General features: G+C 72.8%; 15 protein-coding genes. 6 read left to right on the top strand and 9 right to left on the bottom strand.

Annotated features, from left to right (window positions below; genetic code table 11):
• Positions 1 to 5 precede the first annotated feature (5 nt).
• A complete protein-coding gene (locus I2501_RS02775) occupies positions 6 to 4823 on the top strand; it encodes a cation-translocating P-type ATPase (RefSeq protein WP_196192127.1) in 4818 nt (1605 codons plus the stop codon).
• 35 nt (positions 4824 to 4858) lie between these two features.
• Here the strand turns inward: I2501_RS02775 and I2501_RS02770 are convergent, their stop codons facing one another.
• The 3 genes from I2501_RS02770 to I2501_RS41050 form a co-directional block, all read right to left on the bottom strand.
• On the bottom strand, positions 4859 to 5116 hold the full coding sequence (locus I2501_RS02770) for a DUF6296 family protein (protein ID WP_236045741.1): 258 nt from the start codon (positions 5114 to 5116) through the stop codon (positions 4859 to 4861).
• A 45-nt stretch (positions 5117 to 5161) separates the two neighbouring features.
• Positions 5162 to 5596 (bottom strand): SRPBCC family protein, encoded by a 435-nt coding sequence (locus tag I2501_RS02765; protein WP_196192126.1) that lies wholly within the window; start codon positions 5594 to 5596, stop codon positions 5162 to 5164.
• 140 nt (positions 5597 to 5736) lie between these two features.
• Complete coding sequence (locus I2501_RS41050) at positions 5737 to 6744, bottom strand: PP2C family protein-serine/threonine phosphatase (RefSeq protein ID WP_456243081.1); 1008 nt, start codon at positions 6742 to 6744, stop codon at positions 5737 to 5739.
• A 507-nt stretch (positions 6745 to 7251) separates the two neighbouring features.
• On the opposite strand from I2501_RS41050, the gene I2501_RS02755 reads away from it, so the two are divergent.
• Positions 7252 to 8529, top strand: a complete 1278-nt coding sequence (locus tag I2501_RS02755) for a globin domain-containing protein (RefSeq protein WP_196192125.1) — start codon at positions 7252 to 7254, stop codon at positions 8527 to 8529.
• 4 nt (positions 8530 to 8533) lie between these two features.
• On the opposite strand, the gene I2501_RS02750 is transcribed toward I2501_RS02755, so the two are convergent.
• On the bottom strand, positions 8534 to 9376 hold the full coding sequence (locus I2501_RS02750; RefSeq protein ID WP_196192124.1) for a hypothetical protein: 843 nt from the start codon (positions 9374 to 9376) through the stop codon (positions 8534 to 8536).
• Positions 9377 to 9460: 84 nt separating this feature from the next.
• On the bottom strand, positions 9461 to 10390 hold the full coding sequence (locus I2501_RS02745) for an MBL fold metallo-hydrolase (RefSeq protein WP_196192123.1): 930 nt from the start codon (positions 10388 to 10390) through the stop codon (positions 9461 to 9463).
• A gap of 103 nt (positions 10391 to 10493) precedes the next feature.
• Between I2501_RS02745 and I2501_RS02740 the strand changes: the two genes are divergently transcribed.
• Positions 10494 to 11423, top strand: coding sequence for an AraC family transcriptional regulator (locus I2501_RS02740; protein ID WP_196192122.1), 930 nt, complete (start codon positions 10494 to 10496; stop codon positions 11421 to 11423).
• A gap of 181 nt (positions 11424 to 11604) precedes the next feature.
• On the top strand, positions 11605 to 12216 hold the full coding sequence (locus I2501_RS02735; RefSeq protein WP_196192121.1) for a hypothetical protein: 612 nt from the start codon (positions 11605 to 11607) through the stop codon (positions 12214 to 12216).
• Positions 12217 to 12244: 28 nt separating this feature from the next.
• On the opposite strand, the gene I2501_RS02730 is transcribed toward I2501_RS02735, so the two are convergent.
• The 3 genes from I2501_RS02730 to I2501_RS02720 all read right to left on the bottom strand — a co-directional run bounded on the left by I2501_RS02730 (position 12245) and on the right by I2501_RS02720 (position 17848).
• Positions 12245 to 13504, bottom strand: coding sequence for a DUF1906 domain-containing protein (locus I2501_RS02730; protein ID WP_196192120.1), 1260 nt, complete (start codon positions 13502 to 13504; stop codon positions 12245 to 12247).
• A gap of 220 nt (positions 13505 to 13724) precedes the next feature.
• On the bottom strand, positions 13725 to 16637 hold the full coding sequence (locus I2501_RS02725; protein WP_196192119.1) for an FAD-binding and (Fe-S)-binding domain-containing protein: 2913 nt from the start codon (positions 16635 to 16637) through the stop codon (positions 13725 to 13727).
• 146 nt (positions 16638 to 16783) lie between these two features.
• Entirely contained in the window at positions 16784 to 17848 is a 1065-nt protein-coding gene (locus I2501_RS02720) for an N-acetylglucosamine kinase (protein ID WP_196192118.1), read from the bottom strand.
• 244 nt (positions 17849 to 18092) lie between these two features.
• On the opposite strand from I2501_RS02720, the gene murQ reads away from it, so the two are divergent.
• Positions 18093 to 19004 carry an N-acetylmuramic acid 6-phosphate etherase gene (gene murQ / locus I2501_RS02715; RefSeq protein ID WP_196192117.1) on the top strand — a complete coding sequence of 304 codons (912 nt, stop codon included), beginning with the start codon at positions 18093 to 18095 and terminating at the stop codon, positions 19002 to 19004.
• A gap of 61 nt (positions 19005 to 19065) precedes the next feature.
• Here the strand turns inward: murQ and I2501_RS02710 are convergent, their stop codons facing one another.
• Complete coding sequence (locus I2501_RS02710; RefSeq protein ID WP_236045740.1) at positions 19066 to 19992, bottom strand: MurR/RpiR family transcriptional regulator; 927 nt, start codon at positions 19990 to 19992, stop codon at positions 19066 to 19068.
• A gap of 368 nt (positions 19993 to 20360) precedes the next feature.
• Here I2501_RS02710 and I2501_RS02705 point away from each other — a divergent pair, with 368 nt between their 5' ends.
• The gene (locus I2501_RS02705) at positions 20361 to 22187 is read left to right on the top strand and encodes a discoidin domain-containing protein (RefSeq protein ID WP_196192116.1); all 1827 of its coding nucleotides are present in this window, start codon (positions 20361 to 20363) and stop codon (positions 22185 to 22187) included.
• Positions 22188 to 22208: the final 21 nt, after the last annotated feature.

The raw sequence follows: 22208 nt of genomic DNA, 5'->3' as shown, positions 1-22208 counted from the left end.
GCGGGATGGTCCTGCGCTTGCTGGCCGCGCTGCCCGTAGCGGGTCTGGACCTGGCCCGGGCGCTGCCGACCGAGGTCTCCCGGCAGCTGGCTCCCGCCCGACTGGTCTCCGCCGTCGAGTCGGCCGCCCGCACGGCGGGGGACCTGGCGGGCAGCGGTGTTCGGGCGGCCTCCGCAAGCGTCGACGCCCTGGCGGACCCGACGGCGCGCGTGGCCCGGGTGGTGCGGAACGCGCTGACTCCCGGCCGCGGCTACTGGAGCGCCGGAAGCCGCCTCCACCTGGCTTTGGTACCCGAGCGCGCGGACGCGCCCGACGCGCCCGGCGCCCTCGACGTGTCTGACGCGCTCGACGAGGTCGAGCAGGCGGCCGCGCACCCCGCCGTGCTGCTGGAGGACGCCGCCGAGGAGGTTGCCGCCGCCCTGGCCGATCACCCCGAGGTGGTCAGCGCCTACTGGGACGGGGGCCTGGAGCGACTGGTCGTGGAGCTGGCCGAGGACGCCGTCACCGACCGCGTGGCGGACCGGGCGGGCGAACTGGCCGCGAACTGCGGACTGCGGCGCGCCGACGAGCAGGTACTCGAACGTGTCCATCCGGGCCATACCGGCGGTGTACGCATCGGCGCCATCGCGCTGGCCTGCGACGTGGCGGGCATCGCCGGGGCGTTGAGCGCCCGAGCCGTCCGCCTGTCCAGCGCGCCGCGCCTTGCCACTTCCCTGGTCACGCTGCTGCGAGAGGACTCCCGCGTCCGCTCGGCGCTGTCCGGGCGGCTGGGGGCGGCGAGCGCCGACCTGGTCCTGGCCGTGGCCAACGCCGCAGCCCACGGCATCGGGCAGTCCCCCGACTCCCTCGTCCTGGACGCCGGACTGAGGGTCAGTCAGTGGATCGAGGCTGTCGCCCGCGCCGCCGCCTTCGACGCCGCCCACGACCAGGTGTGCGCGCCCGGGAAGGCGAGCCTGGGCGGAAGCGAGGTCGTCCGTCCCGCGCTGCACGCCTCGCCGGCGAGGAGCTACGCCGACCAGGCGGTGTCGGCGAGTCTCGTCGGAGCCGCCGCGACGCTGCTGTTCACCCGCGACGTCCAGGAGACCGCCGAGGCGGTCCTGGCCGGGTCGCCCAAGGCCGCCCGGTACGGCCCGAGCGGGTTCACCGCGGTCCTGGCGACCGCTCTGGCCAGGGACGGCGTGCTGGTGCGCAGCACCGAGCGGCTGCAGCAGTTGGAGACGGTCGACACCCTGGTGCTCCACGCGGAAGCCCTGCGCGGGGGCACGCGGACGGTACTCGAGGTCCACCCCAGCATCGCGCAGGTCGACCACGACGCGTTGTGGCAGGCGGCCGTCACCGCCCTCCGTCGCTCCGGCCCGGCGAGCTCGGGCGCAGCGACTGACGAGGACGACGAGGTCTCCTGCGTCCTGCGGCCCGTGCCCGACGGGCTGTCGTCGGACACCGGACTGATGATCGCCTCACGGCTGGGCGTGGATCTCGGCACGGTACTGGTCGGCTGGGAGGTCGATCCCCTCGCGGACGCGGCCCTGCACGCGGCACGACGAGCGGGCCTGCACGTGGTGGTCGTGGACGACGGGTCCCTCGGCGAGTTCGCCACCCTCGCCGACGAACGTGTGGGCGCGGAGCGCCCGTTGGCCGACGTCGTGGCCGAACTGCGGGCGCGCGGACGGGTGGTGCTCACCGTGGCGCGGATCGCGACCGACGCGCGGCCCGCAGGACGGCACTCCCGCGGACGCGCCTCCGCCCGGGCCGACCACCGGACCCAGGAGATCCTCGCCGGTCTGCTGGGCAGCGACGTCGCGGTCTCCCTCACGGACGACCGCAGCGCGGTCGTCTGGGGATCCGACCTCATCGCCCTCAACGGGCTGGCCGGCGTGTGGCGACTGCTCGCAGCAGTGCCCGCCGCGCACACCGTGGCGCATCACTGCACGCTGCTGGCCAAGGCGGGAGCCTCGCTGTCCGGGCTCCTGGTGGTCACCCGGGGCTCACGCGATCACCGCAGTCCGCTGCCCCTGGCCTGGCGTCTGAGTCCGGTCAACGCCGCTGCGGCTGCCTCGCTGGTCCTCGGCTGGTATGCGGCGGTCGACGTGGGGGTGCGTGGGACACCGCACCCCAGACCTCGGATCGCCTGGCATGCCCTCCAGCCGCGAGAGGCCCTCTCGCGGCTTCGAGCCGCCGAGCAGCGGGTTCCGTCGGCCGCTTCCCCGCACGGACAGGCCTCCGGTCGCGGCGCGGCGAGGCTGTGGTCGCTTCCCGCCCTCGCGCCCGCACGGCACGTGACGCATCTGCTCGGCGCCGCGTGGGCGGAGCTCGACGACCCGCTGACGCCCGTGCTCGCGGTGGGTGCGATCGCCTCCGCCCTGTTGGGCTCCTCGGTGGACGCGCTGCTCGTCGCCGGTGCGATGGTCGTGAACGCGGCCGTGGGCGGCGTCCAACGACTGCGCGCCGAACGCGCTTTGTCCGCACTGGTCGAGGGTGAGCGCCCGACCGCACGGCGCGTCAGCGCCGGTCCCGCGCCGGCCGGTGCCGAACCCGGTTCCGGCACCGGCGGCGCCCCGGGCGGGGGCACCAGCACGGTCGAGGCCAACCAGTTGACGCCAGGGCACGTGATCGACCTGCAGACCGGCGACGTCGTCCCCGCCGACGCCCGCCTGCTGGAGGTCGACGCACTCGAGGTCGACGAATCCGCGCTGACCGGAGAGTCCCTGCCGACCACCAAGCAGGTGGACGCCACGCCGCACGCGGCCGTGGCCGACCGCCGCTGCATGGTCTTCCAGGGCACCACCGTCGTCGCCGGGCACGGGCGCGCCGTCGTCGTGGACACCGGCGACGACACGGAGGCCGGACGCGCCGCCCACCTCGCCTCGCGTACCGCCGCCTCGGCGGGAGTTCAGGCGCGCCTGCGTGAACTGACCAACCGCGCACTGCCGTTGACGCTCGCCGGCGGAGCGGCCGTGACCGGCCTGTCCCTCCTGCGCGGCCGACCGGTCCGCGAGTCGGTCCGCGGCGGTCTGGCGGTGGCCGTCGCCGCCGTCCCCGAGGGACTGCCGCTGGTCGCGACGGTCGCGCAGCTGGCGGCGGCACGACGGCTCAGCCGGTGCGGCATCCTGGTGCGCACCCCACGCACCCTTGAGGCGCTGGGCCGGATGGACACCATCTGCTTCGACAAGACAGGCACCCTGACCCAGAACCGCCTTCGGGTCGTGCGCGTGGTCGGTCCGGACGGCTCCTCCCACGACGCGGCAGCCGCCGAAGCGGGACCGGTGCTGCGGGCGGCGGCACGGGCCTGCCCGCACATCGTCGACGAGCAGGGCATCCACGCCCATGCCACCGACGAGGCCATCCTCGCGGCGGCTCGGCCCGAGCCGTCGTGGGTCTCGTCCGGCGCGCTGCCCTTCTCCTCCGAGCGCGGCTACGCGTCTGCGACCGGAACCGACGGGACCGGGACCCGCCTGCTCGTGGTCAAGGGCGCCCCCGAGGCGGTGCTTCCGTGCTGCCCGGACGCCGGTGCCGAGGCCACCTCGGCGGCGCAGGCCCTCGCCGGCCAGGGGCTGCGTGTCCTCGCCGTCGCCGCCCGCCGACTGGACGACCTCCGGCCGTCCGACGCGGGCGCCGGCACATCCGAGGCGCCGGAGGGCGGGGCCGAGGCGCTGGACAAGCCGCTGGAGGGACTGGACCTGCTGGGCTTCGTGGCCCTGGCCGACACGCCGCGTCCCAGCTCCGGCCCGCTGGTGGCGGCACTGCGTGACGCGGGCGTACGCCCGGTCATGCTGACCGGCGACCACCCGCAGACCGCCCGCGCCATCGCGGTCGATCTGGGCTGGCCCGACGACGTGGTCGTGGTCACCGGCGAGGAGCTGGCCACGCAGGACCGGGCGGGCCGGGCCAGGCTCCTCGGCTCGTGCGGCGTCGTCGCGCGCGTCGCACCGGAGCAGAAGCTCCAGGTCGTCGAGGGGCTCCGGGAGGCGGGCCATGTCATCGCGATGGTCGGCGACGGCTCGAACGACGCCGCCGCCATCCGCTGCGCCGACATCGGCATCGGCATCGCCAGCCGCGGCTCGGCAGCCGCCCGCAACGCCGCCGATCTGGTGATCACCGGCGACGAACTGACCACGCTGCTCGACGCCGTCGCGGAAGGCCGCGCGCTGTGGCGCAGCGTCGCCGACGCCGTCAGCATCCTCATCGGCGGCAACGCCGGGGAGATCGGCTTCTCCCTCTTCGGCGCCCTCACCGCCGGGGCCTCACCCCTGTCCACCCGGCAGCTTCTGCTGGTCAACCTGCTCACCGACATGTTCCCGGCCATGGCCGTCGCCGTCACTCCGCGCAGCGAGGCATCTGCGCAGGACCGAGCACCGGCGGGGACCGCGGCACCCACCGGCGCTGGGCCGGTCGGGCCGGTCGGGCTGGAAGCGCTGGGCGAGCCGCTGATGCGCGAGATCCGCCATCGCGGCATCATCACCGGCATCGGGGCGGCCACGGCCTGGCTGATCGGCGCCCTCACCCCGGGAACGACCCGCCGCAGCAGCACGATGGCACTGTGCGGGGTCGTGGGAGCCCAGCTGATTCAGACGGTGGCCGGGCGCCGCAGCAGCCCGCTCGTGCTCGCCACGGCACTCGGCTCCGCCGCCGTCCTCGTCGCCCTCATCCAGACGCCCGTGGTCAGCCAGTTCTTCGGCTGCACCCCCCTGGGTCCGCTGGCCTGGGCGGGCGTCGCCGCCGCCATCACGGCCGCGGCACTCGCCGGTCCCGTCCTGCCCGCCGCCGAACGGCTGCTCGGCACAGCGGGTGCGCGGCTGTTGCCGAGGATCCGCGTCGTCTCCTGACCTCACGTCCCGCTCGACCGCGTCACCCGGCCATGTCACCCGGCCGCGACCCTCCGGCATCCCTCCACGCGACGATGCCGCTGGTAGGCGCTGGTGGACAGCAGTCGCGCTTCGCAGTTGTCGTTGATCTCCACCTGGATGATTCCCGACTCGTCCCGGTACACCGGGCTGCCGCCCGGGCCGGTGGCACCGCTGGGGTGCACGAGCACGACGTCGCCCGGGCCGCCGTCGTCGGCGGAGCCGCTGTCCGTGCTGGAGAAGACCAGTTCGTACGTCGTGGTCTCGTCTGCCATGGCCGTCCTTCCGTGCGCGCGGGGAACGTCTGCCGGTGCCAGGAGTCAGCTTGCGGCCTCGACGAGGGACTTGAACTGCTCCAGGTCGCCCCGGACGGTGTTCTCGATGCGGTGCACCTGGGCCATGCCCTTGGGGCCGCCGAAGGCGTCGTGGATCGCGTCCGGCTCGTAGGCGACACGGATCTGCAGCTGGCTGTGGTCCGGGTCCAGTGGCCGCACCACGATGTCGCCCTTCAGCTCCGGGCTGCCCTCCGTCTGCCAGGTGATCACCTGGTCACCGCCGCGATCGGCCATGACGGCCTCGAACTCGCGTCGTCGCTCGTCCTTGGTCCGGACGTCGAGGTGGGCGTGGTGCCTGCCGTGCGCGCGGGCGCGTTCGACACCGGCCATGAACGCGGGGTAGGACTCGACGTCGTGCAGCCGGTCCCAGACCTCCCTCGCGGGGGCGTCGATCGTGATCTGCTCTTCGAGTCTGCTCATGATCCTGTACCTCCTGGCCCGCCGAGCGCGCCTGTCGGTTGCTTCCAGCTTGCGCAGCAGACCCGGTGCGCGGCAACAGGCCCACCCGCGCCACGGTGACGCGATTACCCCCCGCTGGCCCCCGATGACCCCCGACACCTTCATTCCCGGCGGACGGCTATTCCCGGCGGACGGCGAGAACCGCGATGTCGTCGGTGAGGTTGTTCGCGCTGTGCTGGCGCAGCGCGAGGTGCAGGTCGGACGTGGTCGCCCGGGGATGATCGTCCGCCCACGCGGTCAGCTGGAAGAACTCTCCTGCCGGGTCGCGGGTCTCCGAGACGCCGTCCGTGTAGAGCAGGAGCCGGTCCCCGGCGTGGACGGCGAAGCGGACGGGCTGGACGGGGCTGGGGTCCGGCCAGGTTCAGGGGCGGCCCGGCCGCCGGAGTGTCGAGAACCGTCGTGCCCGCCGACGTGGTGAGCAGCGGCGCAGGATGACCCCGGTTGAGCAGGACGGCTCCGTCTCCGTCCCGCGAGAACTCGACGAGGACGGCGGTCGCGAACCGTTCGAGGGCGTCGCCGTCCGCACCGTCGCTCTCGCGGGCGAGCGCCGCGTCCAGCCGTCGGGACAGGGTCGCGAGGTCCGGCGCGTCGTACGCCGCCTCGCGGAAGCAGCCCAGCAGGGCGCCGGTGACGGCCAGCGCGGGCAGCCCCTTGCCTCGGACGTCGCCGAGGATCAGCCGGATTCCGTACGCGGTGTCCGCCAGGGCGAAGAAGTCGCCGCCGACCTGCGCCTGTGGAGCGGCCGACCGGTAGAGGGAGTCGATCCGCAGCGTTCCGACACGCTCCGGGATCGGCCGCAGCAGGACGGCCTGCGCGGCATTGGCGACGGCCCGGACCTCGCGCAGCGTGTGCTCCCGGCGCTGCCGCACGTAGCTGGCGTACGCGGCGGCCGCGGTGACGGCCGCCAGGGCGCCGGCGGTGTAGACGTAGGACGAGCTGGAGTCCACCAGCAGGTAGCACCCCACCCCGACGAGCATGGTCAGGCCCAGGACGAGGGTGGCCCGCACGGGCCACAGTGCGGCCGCGAGCGCGGGAGGGACCGCAAGGAACCGGCTGAATTCCATGTCACGCGGCGTCGCCACGGTCAGGACGGCCAGTGCTACCGCCACGACCGCCGGCACGATCATCGTCAGGTCGACTGCCCGGCCTGTCGACCTGCTGGAGGGAGGCTTCGTGGTGATCATCAAGAGAGTGATTGACGCCTGACGGAATGCCCAAACAGCGAACAGGGAATCGCCGCCGAGCGGACGAGGACGTCGGGCAATTCGGCGATACCGCCGCCGAACATCCATTCGCTTACTAATTGGTAAGGGTAAGAACCCCATGAGGAGCTGATGGCCGGCCAGAAATAACACGCAGACAAACCATTCCCTCCCCAGGCCCGCCATCGGGCGTTCCGCCCTTCCTCTCCCGTTCCTCCACGATCTTCACCGACGGCCGGAGCCACCCTCATTACTTGTTCGTCCACCACGAGGACGGCTAGCGTGCACGCCTGGCCGCGCCCCCCGTCGCCCTTCCACGCCCCGAGGGCCGCTCGGCCAACACCGCCGCCGTCTATGCCGAAGGATCCGACGCCTCGTGAAAAACCCCTCGCCGGGAGAGAACAGGGGCGGCCGATGAGGTTCGGACGACGACAGGCGAAGGCCTCCCCCGAAAGCGACGCGGAGTCAGCAACCGCGTCGCCTGCCGAGCGCGCCGGCGGCACCGAACCTGCGACACCGACCGCACCGGCAGCGCCCGCGGCACCGCTCGACGCCGAGGAGATCGCGCTGCTCCGGGCGAGCGTCGCCCTGGTCGGGCCGCTGGCGGGCGACCTGACGGTGTATTTCTACGCGATACTCTTCCAGCGGCATCCCGAGGTGCGTCAACTCTTCCCCGCCAACATGGATGTGCAGCGGGACCGGCTGCTGCGGGGCCTGCTGCGGATCGTCGACCTGGTCGACTCGCCCGAGCAGTTGGTGCACTTCTGCAGCCGACTCGGCCGCGACCACCGCAAGTTCGGCACCCTGAGCGGGCACTACCCCGCCGTCGGCGCCGCCCTCCTCGACTCCCTCGCGCGGTTCGCCGGGGACGCCTGGACTCCCAGGCTCGCCGACGTGTGGACGCGCGCCTACGGCGTCGTGGCCGAGGTGATGATCCAGGCCGCCGACCAGGACGCGACGGTCCATCCCGCCGTCTGGACGGCCGACATCGTCCACCACCGCCTGCGCGGACCGGGCATCGCCGAGATCACCGTGCGTCCGCACCAGCCCTACCCGTTCCGGCCGGGCCAGTACGCCACCGTGGAGACCCCCTGGCAGCCGCGCGCCTGGCGTTACTACTCGATGGCCAACGCGCCACGCCCGGACGGCACCCTGACCTTCCACGTCCGCGCGGTCCGGGGCGGGCAGGTCAGCCCCGGCCTGGTCTTCCACGCGCGCCCCGGCGACCAGGTGACCCTCGGCGCGGCCCAGGGCGACATGGTCCTGGACTCCGACCACGAGGGGAACGTGCTCTGCGTGGCCGGAGGCACCGGCCTGGCCCCCATCCAGGCCCTCGTCGAGCAGACGGTCCAGGACGGCGGCCGACGCTTCGTCGACGTCTTCGTCGGCGCCCGAACCGCCGACGAGCTCTACGGACTTGACGACATGTTGCGCCTGGCCCAACGGAACCACTGGCTCAGCGTCCGCGGCGTCCTCTCCGACCAGCAGGTTCCGGGATGGCGCGGCTCCCTGCCCGAGGCACTGCACGAGTTCGGGCCGTTCTACCGCCACCAGGTCTACCTCTCCGGCCCGTCCGAGATGGTCGCCGGCTCGGCGGAAGTGCTGCTGCGCCAAGGAGTGCCCCAACAGCGCCTCCACTACGACCCGTTCGACGTCCCCGTGCTCGAAGCGAAGCTGCCGCGCCCGTCGTGACGGCTCAGGGGCGTTCGGCGAGCTGCAGGAAGCCGCCGACCGAGAAGCAGAGCGCGCCGGTGAGCGTGCCCCAGTTGGCGATGTCGACGTTGATCAGACTGCCGGTCGAGGGACGGGTGTAGGCGGCGAGCGCCGAGGCCATGAAGAGGACGGACCCGAGCTGGTTCACCGCGACGATCCACCAGCCCAGGCTGTGCAGGCGCAGACCGGGCCGTCCGTGACAGATCTCGACCAGTGCCAGGTGGCCGGAGCTCAGGAAGAGCAGACAGCCGACCACGTCGGGGCCCCAGATCAGCCGGTTGACCTGCTGGACGCTGAGGCCCTGCAGGAAGGAGTCCAGCAGGTTCACGCCGAACACCAATGTGCCCGCGAACAGCAGGAACGCGCTCAGCCAGTCCACCCGCGTCGGCTCGTAACTCCACCAGCGCCAGCCGGGGGTGACCAACCGCCCTTCGCCTCCCGGCAGGTGACGAGGCGCGTTGACGACCTGGAGCAGTGAGACGTAGCCGCCGGTGTTGAAGAACAGACCCCCGGCGAAGTAGATCGACGCGCAGGTCGTGGCGTCACCCGAGCCGAACTGCGCGACACCGGCGCCGCCCGCGAAGAGGGCTCCCCCGATGACGAAGGCGATCGCCGCGATGGCGTTGAGCCTGCGCAGCCGGCCGAGGGTGACGTCGTCGGCGCTGATGCTGCCGCTCGTCTCCGCTCCCGGCTGCCGCACGGCGATCACTCCGCGGCGACGGGCGCGTCGTGACTCCCACACGGCCGTGCCGCCGCCTGGAACACGCCAGGTGAGGCGGGTGGTGAACGGTCCCGCTCCCTCGGCGTGCTGGTCAGGCTTCTCCACGGGCCGAGCCTAGACCTCCGTCACGGACGTCCCACGAGCGAAACGCCGCAGGCGTCAGGGCCGGGGCCAGGACCTGACGGCCGGTCACGCCAGGTCGTAGGCCGCCCAGGCTCCCAGGGCGAATCCCTCGCCGTCCTTCCGCACCTCCACGGCGCCGGCTCCGCCGAAGTGCGCGGGGACGACCAGTTCCCGTTCGGCAGCGGCCCGTTCGAGAATCCGCCGACGGCTGGCCGCCGACTGGGCCGGGTCGAGGCAGAAGCAGCTGCTCCACTCGGGCCGGAGAATCTGCACCGGGCTGTGCAGCAGGTCGCCGACGAAGACCGCCCGGTCGCCTCCCGAGGCCAGCCGGAGCACGGAGGATCCCGGCGTGTGACCGGGCGCGGACTCCAGGGTGAGGTTCTCGTCGATGCGGTGGGTTCCGTCCCACAGCGTGGCCTGGCCGGACCGGTGGACCGGCGCGATGCTGTCCTCGTACATCAGCCGGTCGTCCACGCGCCGTCCGTCTCCGTACGCGTGGTCCGGCCCGTAGTGGAAGTCGTCGGCGGCCGGAAGCAGGTACTGGGCGTTGGGGAACGTCGGCACCCACTCCCCGTCGAGCTCACGGGTGTTCCACCCGACGTGGTCGACGTGGATGTGGGTGTTGACGACGACGTCGACGTCCTGCGGCGAAACCCCCGCCTGGGCGAGCCGACCGAGGAAGTCGCCCTGCCACTGGTGGAACTGCGGCGAAGCGGGCCGCTCGCGTCCGTTGCCGACGGAGGTGTCGACCAGGACCGTCCGCCCGCCGCTGCGCAGCACCCAGCTCTGCAGCGCGACCACGGCCTTGTCGGCGTCCGGATCCCAGTGGCCCGGCGCGAGCCACTCCTTGTTGTCCTGCCAGATCTCGGGAGTCGAGTCCGGGACCAGGCGGTGCGCCGGGGTGAAGGGCGCCTGCCACTCGACGACCCTGATCACCTCGACCTCCCCCAACTCGATGCTCTGGACGCTGCTGTTCCGGGGGTTCTCGTCGTTCATGTCCTCGACTCTAGCGAGGAGCGGAAGAGCTTCTCAATGCTCTTGAGGCTCAGTCGGATACGCATGCGTCTCACCACACCGATGTCTGCGATAGCCTCGCACGATGGACGTGGTGAGTGACGCGATCGCGGCGGCCCGGGTCGGGCAGCCTTCCTCCAACCGGGTACGGGTCGGCGGCAGCTGGTGCGCGCGGCTCGCGCCGTACGACGGTGCGGGCTTCCACGTCGTGCTGAAGGGCGACTGCTGGCTCCTGCCCGACGGCGGCGGCGCTCCGATCTCGCTCAGGACCGGCGATACGGTCCTGCTCCCGCACGGCACCGGCCACGTCCTCGCGGACTCCCCCGCCGACGCGGCGGCAGTGAGCCATGCGGTGCCGTTCGAGAGCTGGCGGGAACAGGCGGAGGCGGTCGAGCCCCCGGGCGACGCCGCGCCGGTGGAGCTGCTCTGCGGCAAGTACCGGCTCGACCGGAGCCGTGCCCATCCGCTCATGACGGAACTGCCCAAGGTGGTCCATCTGCCGCACCGCGTCGGCAGCCACGCCGAACTACGGGCCGCCGTCGAACTGTTGGGCAGCGAGCTGGACGCCCGCCGACCCGGTTCCTGCATCGCCGTCCCCAGCCTGCTCGACCTGCTGCTCGTCTACATGATCCGCTCCTGGATGGACGAGGGGGTGACCGGGGCCTGGCCCGGCGTGCTGAACGACCCGGTGACGACCACCGCGCTGCGCGCCCTGCACACGGACCCGGCCGCCGCGTGGACCAACGAGCGCCTGGCCATCGAGGCGGGCGTCTCCCGTCCCACCCTGGCCCGCCGGTTCACCGGCCTGGTGGGCCGCCCGCCCATGGCCTACCTCACCTGGTGGCGGCTGACCCTCGCCGCCACCATGCTGCGCGACACCACGGAACCGCTGGCCACCATCGCCCGCCGCGTCGGCTACGGAACCCCGTACGCGCTGTCCCACGCGTTCAAGCGGGAGTTCGGCACCACCCCGGGCCACTACCGCGCACGGACCGCGGAGCCGTCCGCCGCCTGACCGCCCTGCACGAGAGTTGCCCAGTCGTTACAGAACGGGGGAAAGCAGGAGCGCTCGGGCGCGTCTGAGGGAATGTCGCTGCTGCTGCGGCGGCCGGTTTGAATGAATGTGCATGAAGCAGAACACCCAGAGCTCGACATGAACGGGGGTGGGGTCAGTGACGTCCACTCGGCCTCAGCGCATGGCAGGAACGGTCCGGGACGGCGCGCGCGGGAAGCGCGGCCTCCTCGTGGCGACGGGCGCGCTCGCCGCCGCCCTGTGTCTCACCGCGTGCGGCGGCTCCGCGAAGCAGCCCGCCGCCCCTTCGGCGACGGCGGGTTCACCCTCCACCGCCGTCTCCACGAAGCCGGTCTCGAAGACGGCGGGCACGGTCACTCCGACGCCCTCCGCGATCGCGACCAGCCCGTCGTCGGCGGCGCCCACGTCGTCCGGCCCCAGTGCCGCCCCGCAGCCGGGCAGCGTTGCCGCCGTCATCGACGACTGCTTGGGCAAACCGGTCCCGCAGCCCGGCGACATCGTGCTGACCTGCGCGGACGCGGGCTGGGTGCTGGAGCACCTGAAGTGGACCGGCTGGGGGCAGCCGACGGCGTCGGCGAGCGGCCTGTGGTCCGAGAAGAACTGCACGCCGAACTGCGCCACCGGCGGCGTCTCCACCTACCCGGTCACGGTGACCGTGAGCAGCCTGCGGGGCACGACCTACACGCGCATGTACCTCACGGCTCCGACCTCGCCGACGCCCAAGGCCACCTTCGCACTCACCAGCAAGGGCCCCTCGTTCGTCTCGGGAAAGTGACGCCGCGTCCGCCGAGGCAGGGGGCCGGTCAGCCGCTCACGTCGAGGTAGTCGCCGTCGACGTCCATCGTGGTGCCGCCCCAGGTCTCGTGCGTGCCGCCGTTGTACTGGTGGATGCGCTGGTGGTTGCTCCAGTCCGCGGCCGGCACGAACCTTCCGGCGTTCGCGTCGGCCACGTTGTTCCACCAGCCGAACCAGATCTGGTCGGGCAGGGTGAAGGTCCCGGTGCCGTACTGGGCGGCCAGGTCGGTCATCCCGGACCCGGCGCTGGAGTACACCCCGGAGAGGTAGCCACGGGCGTGGAGCTCCTGGCTCCAGCCGGACAGGTAGGTCAGCACGGCGGTCCGGCAGGTCGCGTCGGTCTTGGCGTACGCCTCCATGTCGTCGTACAGGACGCTGCCCGGCGGGATGCCGAGAGCCTGGGCCTGGGCGACGGCGTCGTCGGCCTCGGAGATGCCCTGGCCGTCAGCGGTGCCGGGGTCCGGCGACACCAGGGAGCTGTAGCTGTTGCAGGGCGCCTGCGAGCCCACATAGGTGGGGATCAGGTGCCATCCGGCGGTGGTGAGCGTGCTTACCCAGGAGGGGGTGAGGTTCGGCTGGGCGCAGGCCCGGTTGCTTCCGCCGATGTAGACGCCGACCGCCTGATAGGGGGAGGACTCCCACGCCGTCATCTGCGCGAGGCTCGGCGCGCTGCAGGTCTCGAATCCGGCTCCGGTGTAGGTACCGGGCTGCACCGGCACCGGCGGCGCTTCCGGTTCCGTCGGCGTTTCGGCGGTGGGCGGTGCCGGTGCGCCGCGTCGGGACACAGCCTCGGGCCGCGCTCCGGCCCCGAGCCAACCGGAGCCGAGGATCCGCTCGGCCTCGGCCCTGTTCGTCCCGAACGAGGCGGTCACCATGACCCCGGCGCCGGGCACGACGAAGTGGATCTCCCCGACACTCTGCTTCCCGTGGGCGCGACGGTACGTGGCCGTGCCCGCCGGGGCGAACACCGTGCCCGGGGCGTCGACCGCCGCCCCGGCTCCGTCCAGCGGCTCGATGAGCAGCGCCTCGGTGCGGCCCACGAGGTGCGCCGGGCAGTCCGTCCCAGCGCCCGGCCGGCCCAGGTAGACGGCGTGGACGTCGAAGCGGACGCAGGCCCGGGGGGAGGCGGTCAGATCGACGACCGGCCATGCCGCGGGCACGCGCACGTGGTAGCCGTGGTAGATCACGACGTGCGTCGCGGTCGTCGCCCCGTCCGCAGCGGGCGCGCCCACCATCGGCGACGCAGCGGCGAGAAGCAGCGCCGTCACCGCGCCGATCGTGCGTCTTGGCCGTGCAACGTGCTTCCAGCGCATCAGCGACCTCCACGAGGGCAACCAGAACCGGCAGAAGGCATGACGTTCCGACAGGAGCGCGCGGCGAAGCGGACGCCGCTCGCCCCTGAACCATTAGCGCGAATTCACGATCTTCAGTGTGGGAGGCAGCGCCGCTGACGGTCCGTCCTCTGAGATTTCCGGGTCCGGATCATGCTCAGCGCGTCTCCGGACGAGCGCCCTTCAGCGGCCGGGTCGCGTCGTCCAGCAGCTCCAGCACGTGCCGGTACGGGCGTCCGGTCGCGCGGGTCATGCCGAGTTCGCAGGTGTGGTTGCAGGAGGCGTAGCCGTCATGGGCGCGTGAGGTGACCTCGGCGGCTTCGGCGGCCGTCGCGGTCGCGGTGACCTGCGGGTGGAGCAAGCCGCGGTCGCCCGCGAACGCGCAACAGCCCCAGGCGGCGGGCACGGTGACGTCCGTGGCGACCGACTCGGCCAGGGTGCGCAGGTCCTCGTCGAGGCCGAGGTGGGCGGAGGAGCACGTCGGGTGCAGGGCGAGCGAGTCGATCCGCCGGGGTGCGGGCAGCGAGGGCAGCAGGTGCTCGACGGCGAAGCTCACGGCGTCGACGAAGCGCAGCTCCGCGTACCGCGCCCGCTCCGCCTCCGGGAGTGCCGCGTGCAGTTGGGTCAGACCGTGGGTGCAGGAGGAGGCGTCGCACACCACGGGCAGCCGGCCGCCCTCGGTGGCCTGCCACAGGGCGGCCAGAGTGCGTGCGGCCATCGCCTGGTGGCCTCGGGTGAATCCCTTCGACTGCCACGGGGTGCCGCAGCAGAGCCCTCCCAGCCCGGTCGGCACGGTTACCTGGACGCCCGCGCGAGCGCACAGCGCGAGGAAGGCACGGGTCGCTCCCTCTCCGCCACCGGCGCCACCGGCGCCGTCGCGCCCGCTCGACGGCTCGAAGACGGTCCCGACGCAGGCGGCGAAGAACACGGCACGGGCGTCCGCGTTCGTCTGCGCCTCGGGTCGCAGGAGTCCGGCCCTGGGCATGCGGTCGTCCCACTCCGGCACGAGCTCGCCCGCGCCCAGCCCGCGCAGCGCCCGGGTGGCGGCACGTGGGAGGGGCGTCGGCAGCGCGTGGGCGGCGGTCAGCGCTGCGCGTGCGCCGCGCAGGGCGCCGCCCCAGTGCTCGGCCGCGACGCGACCGGCGGCTTGTGCCAACGGGCCGTGCCGGTCGGCACGGTGTTGCTTCATCACGGCACCCGTGTCGATGGTCACCGGGCACGCGGTGACGCAGAGGCTGTCCGCTGCGCAGCTGTCGACGGCGTCGAAAGCGTAGTCGGCCTCCAGCCGCCGCACCCGGTCCTGGTCCCCTGCGGCGGCGGCCTGGGCGATCTCGCGGCGCAGCGCGATGCGCTGACGCGGGGTGGTGGTGGCGTCGGCGGTCGGGCAGATCGGCTCGCAGTAGCCGCACTCGACACAGCGGTCGACGGCGGGGTCGACGCGCGGCACGCGCTTGAGGTGCCTCAGGTGCGCCGTCGGGTCGTCGTCGAGCACCACTCCCGGGTTCAGCACGCCGCTCGGGTCGCACAGCTGCTTGAGCTCGCGCATGACCAGGTAGAGCTCGTCGCCGTACTGGCGCCGGACGTAGGGGGCCATCACGCGGCCGGTGCCGTGCTCGGCCTTGAGCGTGCCGCCCGCGTCCAGGACGAGGTCGACCATGTCGTCGGTGAAGCGTGCGTAGCGGTCGATCTCGGCTCGACTGTCGAAGTCCTGGGTGAGCATGAAGTGCACGTTTCCGTCGCGCGCGTGACCGAAGATCACCGCGTCCTCGTAGCCGTGCCGGTCGAAGAGGTCGATCAGCCCCTCGCAGGTCCCGGTGAGGCGCGGGAGCGGGACTGCGATGTCCTCCAGCAGGGCGGTGGTGCCCGGTCGGCGCGCGGCTGCCACCGCCGTGTACAGGCCCTTGCGCAGATGCCACAGCCGGGCGCGGACCCGGCTGTCGCGGGTGAACTGTGCGGGGACGGCCAAAGACGCACGGTCCAGGACGGGTTGTGCGGCTTCCACCACCGCGTCCAGTTCCGCCCGGCCTTCCTCGGCGAACTCGACGAGCAGCGCGGCGTGCCGGTCGATCCGCAGCCCCCGCAGTTCGGCGGGGGCGTCCGGGTCGAGCCGGGCGACGCGCAGGGCGGCGGCGTCCAGCAGTTCGGCCGTCCGGGCTCCGGCGGCGAGCAGCGCGGGCAGGGCGTCGGTCGCCGCGTCGAGGCTGGGCAGGACGAGGAATCCGGTGGCGGTGTGCGGCAGCAGCGGGACGGTGCGGAAGGTGGCCTCCGCGACGAAGCCGAGTGTTCCTTCGCTTCCGATCATCAGGTGGGCGAGGACGTCGACCGGCCTGGTGTGGTCGAGGAAGGCGTTGAGGCCGTAGCCCATGGTGTTCTTCATGGCGAAGAGGCGCTCGACGGCGGCGCGGCTGTCGCTGTTCGCATGGATCCGCTTCCGCAGGGCGACCAGGCCCGCGTACAGGTCCGGCTCGCGGGCGCGCAGTTCCTGGTCGGCGTCGGGGCGGCCGGAGTCGACGACGGTTCCCGAGGGCAGCACGAACCGGAGCGACTCGACGGTCCGGTAGGCGTTGTCCCTGGTACCGCAGTTCATCCCGCTGGAGTTGTTGGCGATCACCCCTCCGACGGTGCAGGCTGACTCGCTGGCCGGGTCCGGGCCGAGCCGACGGCCGTGCCGGGCCAGCCGGGCATTGACCTGACGCACCGTCATGCCTGGCTGCACCCTGACCCGCAGCCCGTCCTCGAGGACCTCGGCGGAGCGCCAGTGGGTGCGGACGTCGACGAGGACGCCGTCACCGCCGGCCTGTCCGGACAGGCTCGTCCCACCGGAGCGCAGGGTCAGCGGGACGCCGATGCCACTGGTGGCCCGCATCAGGGCCGCCACCTCGTCGGCCGAGGCGGCGCGGACGACGGCCTGCGGGGCGAGCAGGTAGTGCGAGGCGTCATGGGCGGCGGCAGCGCGCTGGGAGTCGCGCGTCCGGACGCGTGCGGGGTCGGTCACACAGGAACGCAGCAGGGCGATCAGATCGTTCCCGGGTGCGGGCCAGGTGGACGGGACGGCAGTCCGGGTGCTCATGCTTCTCCAGGGTCGGGGCCACGACACTCGGCGGTGCGGGGCTCAGGTGCGTGGTTCAGGTACGCGGCTCAGGTACGCGGTTCAGGCGCAGGCAGGACTCACGTGCGCGTGTCAGAGGAAGGGACGGTCGGGGTGACCCGGCCGGCTCAGGAGTGCCCGGTGCCCCCGCCCGTCGAGGCAGCGGACGGGGCCCGGCGGTGCAGTCGGGTCACCAACGGCTCGTGCGGGCCGTCGGCCTGACGAGCCAGCAGCCGGGCGCCGTGCAAGGGGTCGCCGAGCGCCTCCTGGAGGCGAAGCCGTGGGCGGTGGCGGGCGAGCGCGGCGTGCAGCGGGTCCAGGAGCGGCGCGCCCAGGTGCACCAGACCGCCGGTCACGGCGACGGTGACGGTGACGGGTTCCTCGTCGGCTCGAGCGCCGCTCCCGCCACTCGGGGCGGTCAGCCGGGCGGCGGTGGCCACGGTCGTGGCGAGCGCGGCGGCCGCGTCCCGCAGGATGGCGACGGCGACGGGGTCGCCCGCGGCAGCGGACCGGGCCACGGCGGGGGCGAAGGAGGCGGCGGACCGGGCCGGATTGCCGCCCTGCTCCAGCACGCCGGGCAGGCGGCCGAGATCGCCGAACAGCTCGGTGGCCTCGTGGCTCAGCGTCGTGGGCTCGCCTCGCCCGTCGCGGGCGCGCAGAGCTGCGCGCAGTCCGGCGAGGCCGATCCAGGCTCCGCTCCCCTCGTCCCCGAGCCACGGACCCCATCCGTCGACCACGGAGAAGGCGCCCGCCTCGCCCACACCGAGGGCGACAGCACCCGTTCCGGCGGCAAGCACGACGCCGGTCGCCGTGCCGAGCGCGCCCGCGTGGGCGGTGACCGCGTCGCTGGTGACGGCCACTTGGTCAGTGGGGATCGCGTCCAGCAGGGTCTCGGCCAACGCACGTGCTGCGTCCGGGGCAGCGATCGCTCCTGCCGCTCCGATGCAGAGCGCGTCGAGTTGGTCGATCCCCGTCTCGGCGAGGAGCTCGGCGCTCACGCTCCTGACCAGAGCCTCCGCCTGGGCCGCGCCGTCGGGGGCGGCCAGCCCTGGAGCACCCGGGAGTTGACGGGTCGCCAGCGGCGCGTCCGCGCCGTCCGTACTGCCAGGGCCCTCGCACAGCCCGGCCGGGTCGAGCCACAGCCCGGCGCGGCAACCGGTCTTTCCGAGGTCGACCGCCAGTACCGCTGCCATGGCCCTGCTCCGTTCGTCTCCGCCCCAGCACTCCGGCCCACGTTCCAGCGAGTATCGGAGAGGCAGCAGGGCATGTCAATGATTTACCACACTGGCCAGAAGGCCGTATGTTTTTGACCGCCACGGGGTGGCTGACTACGGTGGACAGCGCTCGGACGCAGCGCCGCCCGACCCGGATCACGCCGCCCCGCCCGCCGAGCGCCCGCTCGTGCGGGAGCGAGCGGGAACGAAAGGACCATGCGCCGTGGATCTCAGCCTCCTGGGCACCGAATCCCCGCACTCCGGCACCGGCGAACTGGACCGGCTGCCGGTGACGGACCTCCTCGCCCTGATGAACGACGCGGACGGCGTAGCGGTCAGGGCCGTCCGGGCCGCCCTCCCGGCGATCGCGTCCGCCGTGGACCTGGTCGCGGCCTCACTCCGGCAGGGCGGCAGGCTCGTCTATCTCGGGGCCGGGACGAGCGGGCGCATCGGCATGCTCGACGCCGTCGAGTGCCCGCCCACCTTCGGCACCGACCCGGCGCAGGTGGTCACCCTGCTCGCCGGCGGGCCCGGCGCGTTCACCACCGCGGTCGAAGGCGCCGAGGACGACCCGGACGGCGCGGTCGCGGACCTCGACGCCCTGGGCATCGGCCCCCGGGACACCGTCGTCGGAATCGCCGCCAGCGGCCGGACCCCCTACGTCGTGGGCGGGTTGCGGCACGCGCGCGCCCTCGGCGCGTCCACCGTGTCGGTCGCCTGCAACCCCGAGGCGCCGATCAGCGCCCACGCCGACGTGCCGGTCGAGGTCGTGACCGGCCCCGAGGTGCTGACCGGATCAACCCGGCTCAAGGCGGGCACCGCGCAGAAGCTGGTCTGCAACATGCTGTCCACCGCCGCGATGGTGCAGATCGGCAAGGTCTACGGAAACCTGATGGTCGACCTGCGCCCGACCAACGACAAGCTGCGCGACCGCGCCCGCCGCATCGTGGCCGAGGCCGCGCACACCGACCTCGCCACCGCCGAGCAAGCCCTGGCGGCCGCCGGTGGCCACGCCAAGACGGCGATCATCATGCTGCTCACCGGATCCGACGCGAAGCAGGCGGACGCTCTGCTCGCCCGGTCCGACGGGGACGTCCGCACGGCCGTCGCCGCCTCGCCCGCCGACCGGGCCTGAGAGCGTCACAAGCGCTCCGTTCCGCACGGACACGGGCACCGTGACGGTGCGTCAGCGGCGGTCAGGGCTCCGCGTGCCCGCGGACCGCCGTGTAGGTGCGCTCCAGCGCGCGCATGGTGCGGCTGTAGTTGCGCTGCGCCACGCCCACGAAGAGACAGTCGACGACCGTCAGTGCGGCGATTCGGCTGGCCATCGCCCCGGACCGGAAGGTGGTCTCCCGCACGGCGGTGGTCAGCACGTGATCGGCCACCTCCGCGATCGGCGAGCGGGGGAAGTTGGTGATGGCGAGGGTGGTCGCGCCGTTGTCCCGCGCCTCGGCGAGCGCGGCGACGGTCTGAGCGGTGGACCCCGTGTGGGAGATGGCGATCGCGAGATCACCCCGACCGAGGAGCGCCGCTGAGGTGAGCGCGCCGTCCGCGTCCGGGAAAGCGCTGACCCGGCGGCCTATCCGCTGGAGCTTCTGCTGCAGGTCCAGGGCGATCAGCGCGCTTGCGCCGGCTCCGTAGAGGTCGATCGCGTCGGCGGCGACCACCGCGTCGATGGCCCGCTTCAGGGCCTCCAGGTCGAGCTGGGCGGCGGTGTCCTCCACCGCGCGGGCGTCCGCGAAGGCGAGCTTGTTGACCACGTCCGCGAGCGGGTCGCGCGGGCCGATGTCGCTGCCGACGGCGGTCCAGCTCGCGGAGCCGTCCTCCTGAGCGGCCGCGGCGGCCAGCCCGATCCTGAGGTCGGGATAGCCCTTCAGGCCGACAGCGCGGCAGAAGCGCACCACGGTGGTCTCGGAGGTGTGGCACTCGGCGGCCAGCTCACTGATGGTCTTGGCCGCCACCGCCCCAGGGTCCGCGATCGCCGCCTCGGCCACCCGCCGCTCGGAGGGCGGCAGCGTCGGCAGCAGGGCCCTGATCTGGACCAGCACGGTCTGCGGCGGCATGGACGGCACTGCCGCCCCCCGCCCGGCGTCGTGCCGCCGGCGTCCACTCCCTTGCGTCATGCCGAGATCCTACGTAATCCCAGCCGACCTGGTCGACGGTCGGCGCAGGCCCGGTTTCCGCTGATGAGGGGCGCCCTCCCGCCCGGGGGCTGACTGGTCGGCATCCGCAGCAGGTAAGTTTTCACCGCTCGTTCAATTCAGAACGTTGCTGAGTGACCAGGGGGCGGCGTGGACACGCCGTCTCACTCCGCTCCCGCACGTCGCGGTGGGCCCCCACACTCGGCACCGGTGTCAACGGACTCTCAACTCCCCACCCCTGGACGCCCCTCCAACCGAAGGGCTATGGTCCGGATGGCTTCAGATACATGTCCAGTGTTCAGGTATGTGATCCCGTCTGCGAGTTGTAGAGCCGAAGGAGACGTCCTGCCATGCCCTTCCGGTCATCCAGCCAGCCCGCACCGCGCCCGATCGCGCCGGCCGAGCGGCGCCGCGCCCGATCTCTCTCCGTCGTCGCCGCGGCGGCCTCCGTCGCGGCCGCGGTGACGCTGACGCTCACCGTCAGCGGTGGACCCGTCGCCGCCGCGAGCACCGCCGTCCCCGGCGACATCGCCTGCGGCGCGGCCACCACCGCGACCACCACCGCCACCGGAAGCTCGCCGTCGAACGCCACCGACTGCGACACCGGCACCGCCTGGCAGAGCACCCCGGCCACCCTGCAGGAGCTCATGGTCGACCTCGGCAGCACCCAGGCCGTCGACCACGTCACGATCGTCTGGGGCAGCGGATACGGGACGAGCTTCAAGATCCGTACCTCGCCCGACGGCACCACCTGGCACACCCAGACCGCCGTCACCGCCGGGACCGGCGGCACCGAGACCGTCGCGCTCCCAGCGGGCGTCAGCACCCGCTGGATCGAGATCTACGGTGAGCACTACGCGGGGAGCGCCGGGTTCAGCGTCGACGAGTTCGAGGTCTTCGGCACCGCCGGCACGCCAACGACCTCGGCGTCACCCTCCGCGAGCGCGTCGGCCTCCGCATCGCCGTCGAGCTCCGCGTCGGCCTCGCCGACCTCGACGTCGACCGGCGGCGCGACCGGCTTCAGCCAGGCGCAGATCGACGCCGCGGTCGCCGAACCGCTCATCGCGTTCGCCGCACCGACCTCGTCCGTGCCGCGTCCGGGGACCAACCCCACCCAGATCGGTCAAGCCGCAGCACTCCAGTACCTCGCACTGGTGGACAAGGAGGACCCGGGTGCGGCCGCCACCAGCGGCACCACCGTGGACAGCGCCCTGCTGGCCCAGGTCCGCAACCTGATCGCCGGAGGCCACGAGCCGGACGCCGACGGCGGCCTGGAAGGCTGGTCCCACGCCCTGGTCGCCCAGGCGCTGCTGCTGGTCAAGAACGGCCCCGCGTGGAGCGAACTCACCGCCACCGAGCAGAACAAGGTCGCCCTCGTCGAGCAGGCCATGGGCTACGCCGGCAACTACGCCTACAACGACGCCAGCAACTTCTCCTCCGGCATCTGCGGCTACGGCAACTTCGCCAAGACCAACAACCCCAACTACGAGGACGGTTACGTCTCCGTCGAGGCCGCGGCCATCCAGTTCTTCGGCGCGAGCACCTGGACGCAGATGCTCGCCTCCTTCGACGACAGCACCTTCGCCTCCCAGCTGAACGCCGCGGGCCTCACCAACGCCGGAGGCTGCTTCACCACCGTCGGCAGCGCCGCCAACACCGCCATCCAGCCGCCGTTCGTGTGGAAGGGCCACACCGCCACCGACCTGATGGGCATCTGGAACCAAGAGGCCGCCGACACCTTCGACCAGACCGTCACCAGCTCCGTCACCGGCACCTCCAACGGCGCGAGCGTCACCGCCCACATCAACGACGGCACCACCAGCCCCGAACAGGGAAAGCTCGGCATGGGCCACGAGTTCGACTCCACCGACTCCGGCGGCCTGCGCAGCTCCGCCCTCTACGTCTTCGAGGGCTGGATGAACGTCACCGGCACCCGCCTCGCCATGTCCGCACTCGGCAACTTCAGCTGCACAGGCGCCACCTCCGCCGCCCAGTACCAGGTCGGCAGCCAGGACCTGATGTACAAGCTCCACCACGGCTACATCAGCTACGCCGCCAGCCAGAGCGGCGTCCTGGTCGACGACGCGGGCGACCCGTCGTCGGACGGCCCCAACACCAAGGGCTACCAACTCGACCTGGACGCCTACAACACCCTGATCGCCACGCAGGGCTGCTGACCTGACCGCGCGTCGGGCCCG

It is taken from the genome of Streptacidiphilus fuscans (assembly GCF_015690355.1).
GTDB lineage: Bacteria > Actinomycetota > Actinomycetes > Streptomycetales > Streptomycetaceae > Streptacidiphilus > Streptacidiphilus fuscans.
The sequence above is the reverse complement of the archived record's forward strand: the minus strand, read 5'-3'. Positions and strand labels throughout refer to the sequence as shown.

Coding starts and splice junctions, on each gene's coding strand:
- I2501_RS02755 (WP_196192125.1), top strand. CDS start 7,252: ATGAGGTTCGGACGACGACAGGCGAAGGCCTCCCCCGAAAGCGACGCG.
- I2501_RS02725 (WP_196192119.1), bottom strand. CDS start 16,637: ATGAGCACCCGGACTGCCGTCCCGTCCACCTGGCCCGCACCCGGGAAC.
- I2501_RS02740 (WP_196192122.1), top strand. CDS start 10,494: ATGGACGTGGTGAGTGACGCGATCGCGGCGGCCCGGGTCGGGCAGCCT.
- I2501_RS02735 (WP_196192121.1), top strand. CDS start 11,605: ATGGCAGGAACGGTCCGGGACGGCGCGCGCGGGAAGCGCGGCCTCCTC.
- I2501_RS02745 (WP_196192123.1), bottom strand. CDS start 10,390: ATGAACGACGAGAACCCCCGGAACAGCAGCGTCCAGAGCATCGAGTTG.
- I2501_RS02710 (WP_236045740.1), bottom strand. CDS start 19,992: ATGACGCAAGGGAGTGGACGCCGGCGGCACGACGCCGGGCGGGGGGCG.
- I2501_RS02705 (WP_196192116.1), top strand. CDS start 20,361: ATGCCCTTCCGGTCATCCAGCCAGCCCGCACCGCGCCCGATCGCGCCG.
- I2501_RS02765 (WP_196192126.1), bottom strand. CDS start 5,596: ATGAGCAGACTCGAAGAGCAGATCACGATCGACGCCCCCGCGAGGGAG.
- I2501_RS02775 (WP_196192127.1), top strand. CDS start 6: ATGGTCCTGCGCTTGCTGGCCGCGCTGCCCGTAGCGGGTCTGGACCTG.
- I2501_RS02720 (WP_196192118.1), bottom strand. CDS start 17,848: ATGGCAGCGGTACTGGCGGTCGACCTCGGAAAGACCGGTTGCCGCGCC.
- I2501_RS02770 (WP_236045741.1), bottom strand. CDS start 5,116: ATGGCAGACGAGACCACGACGTACGAACTGGTCTTCTCCAGCACGGAC.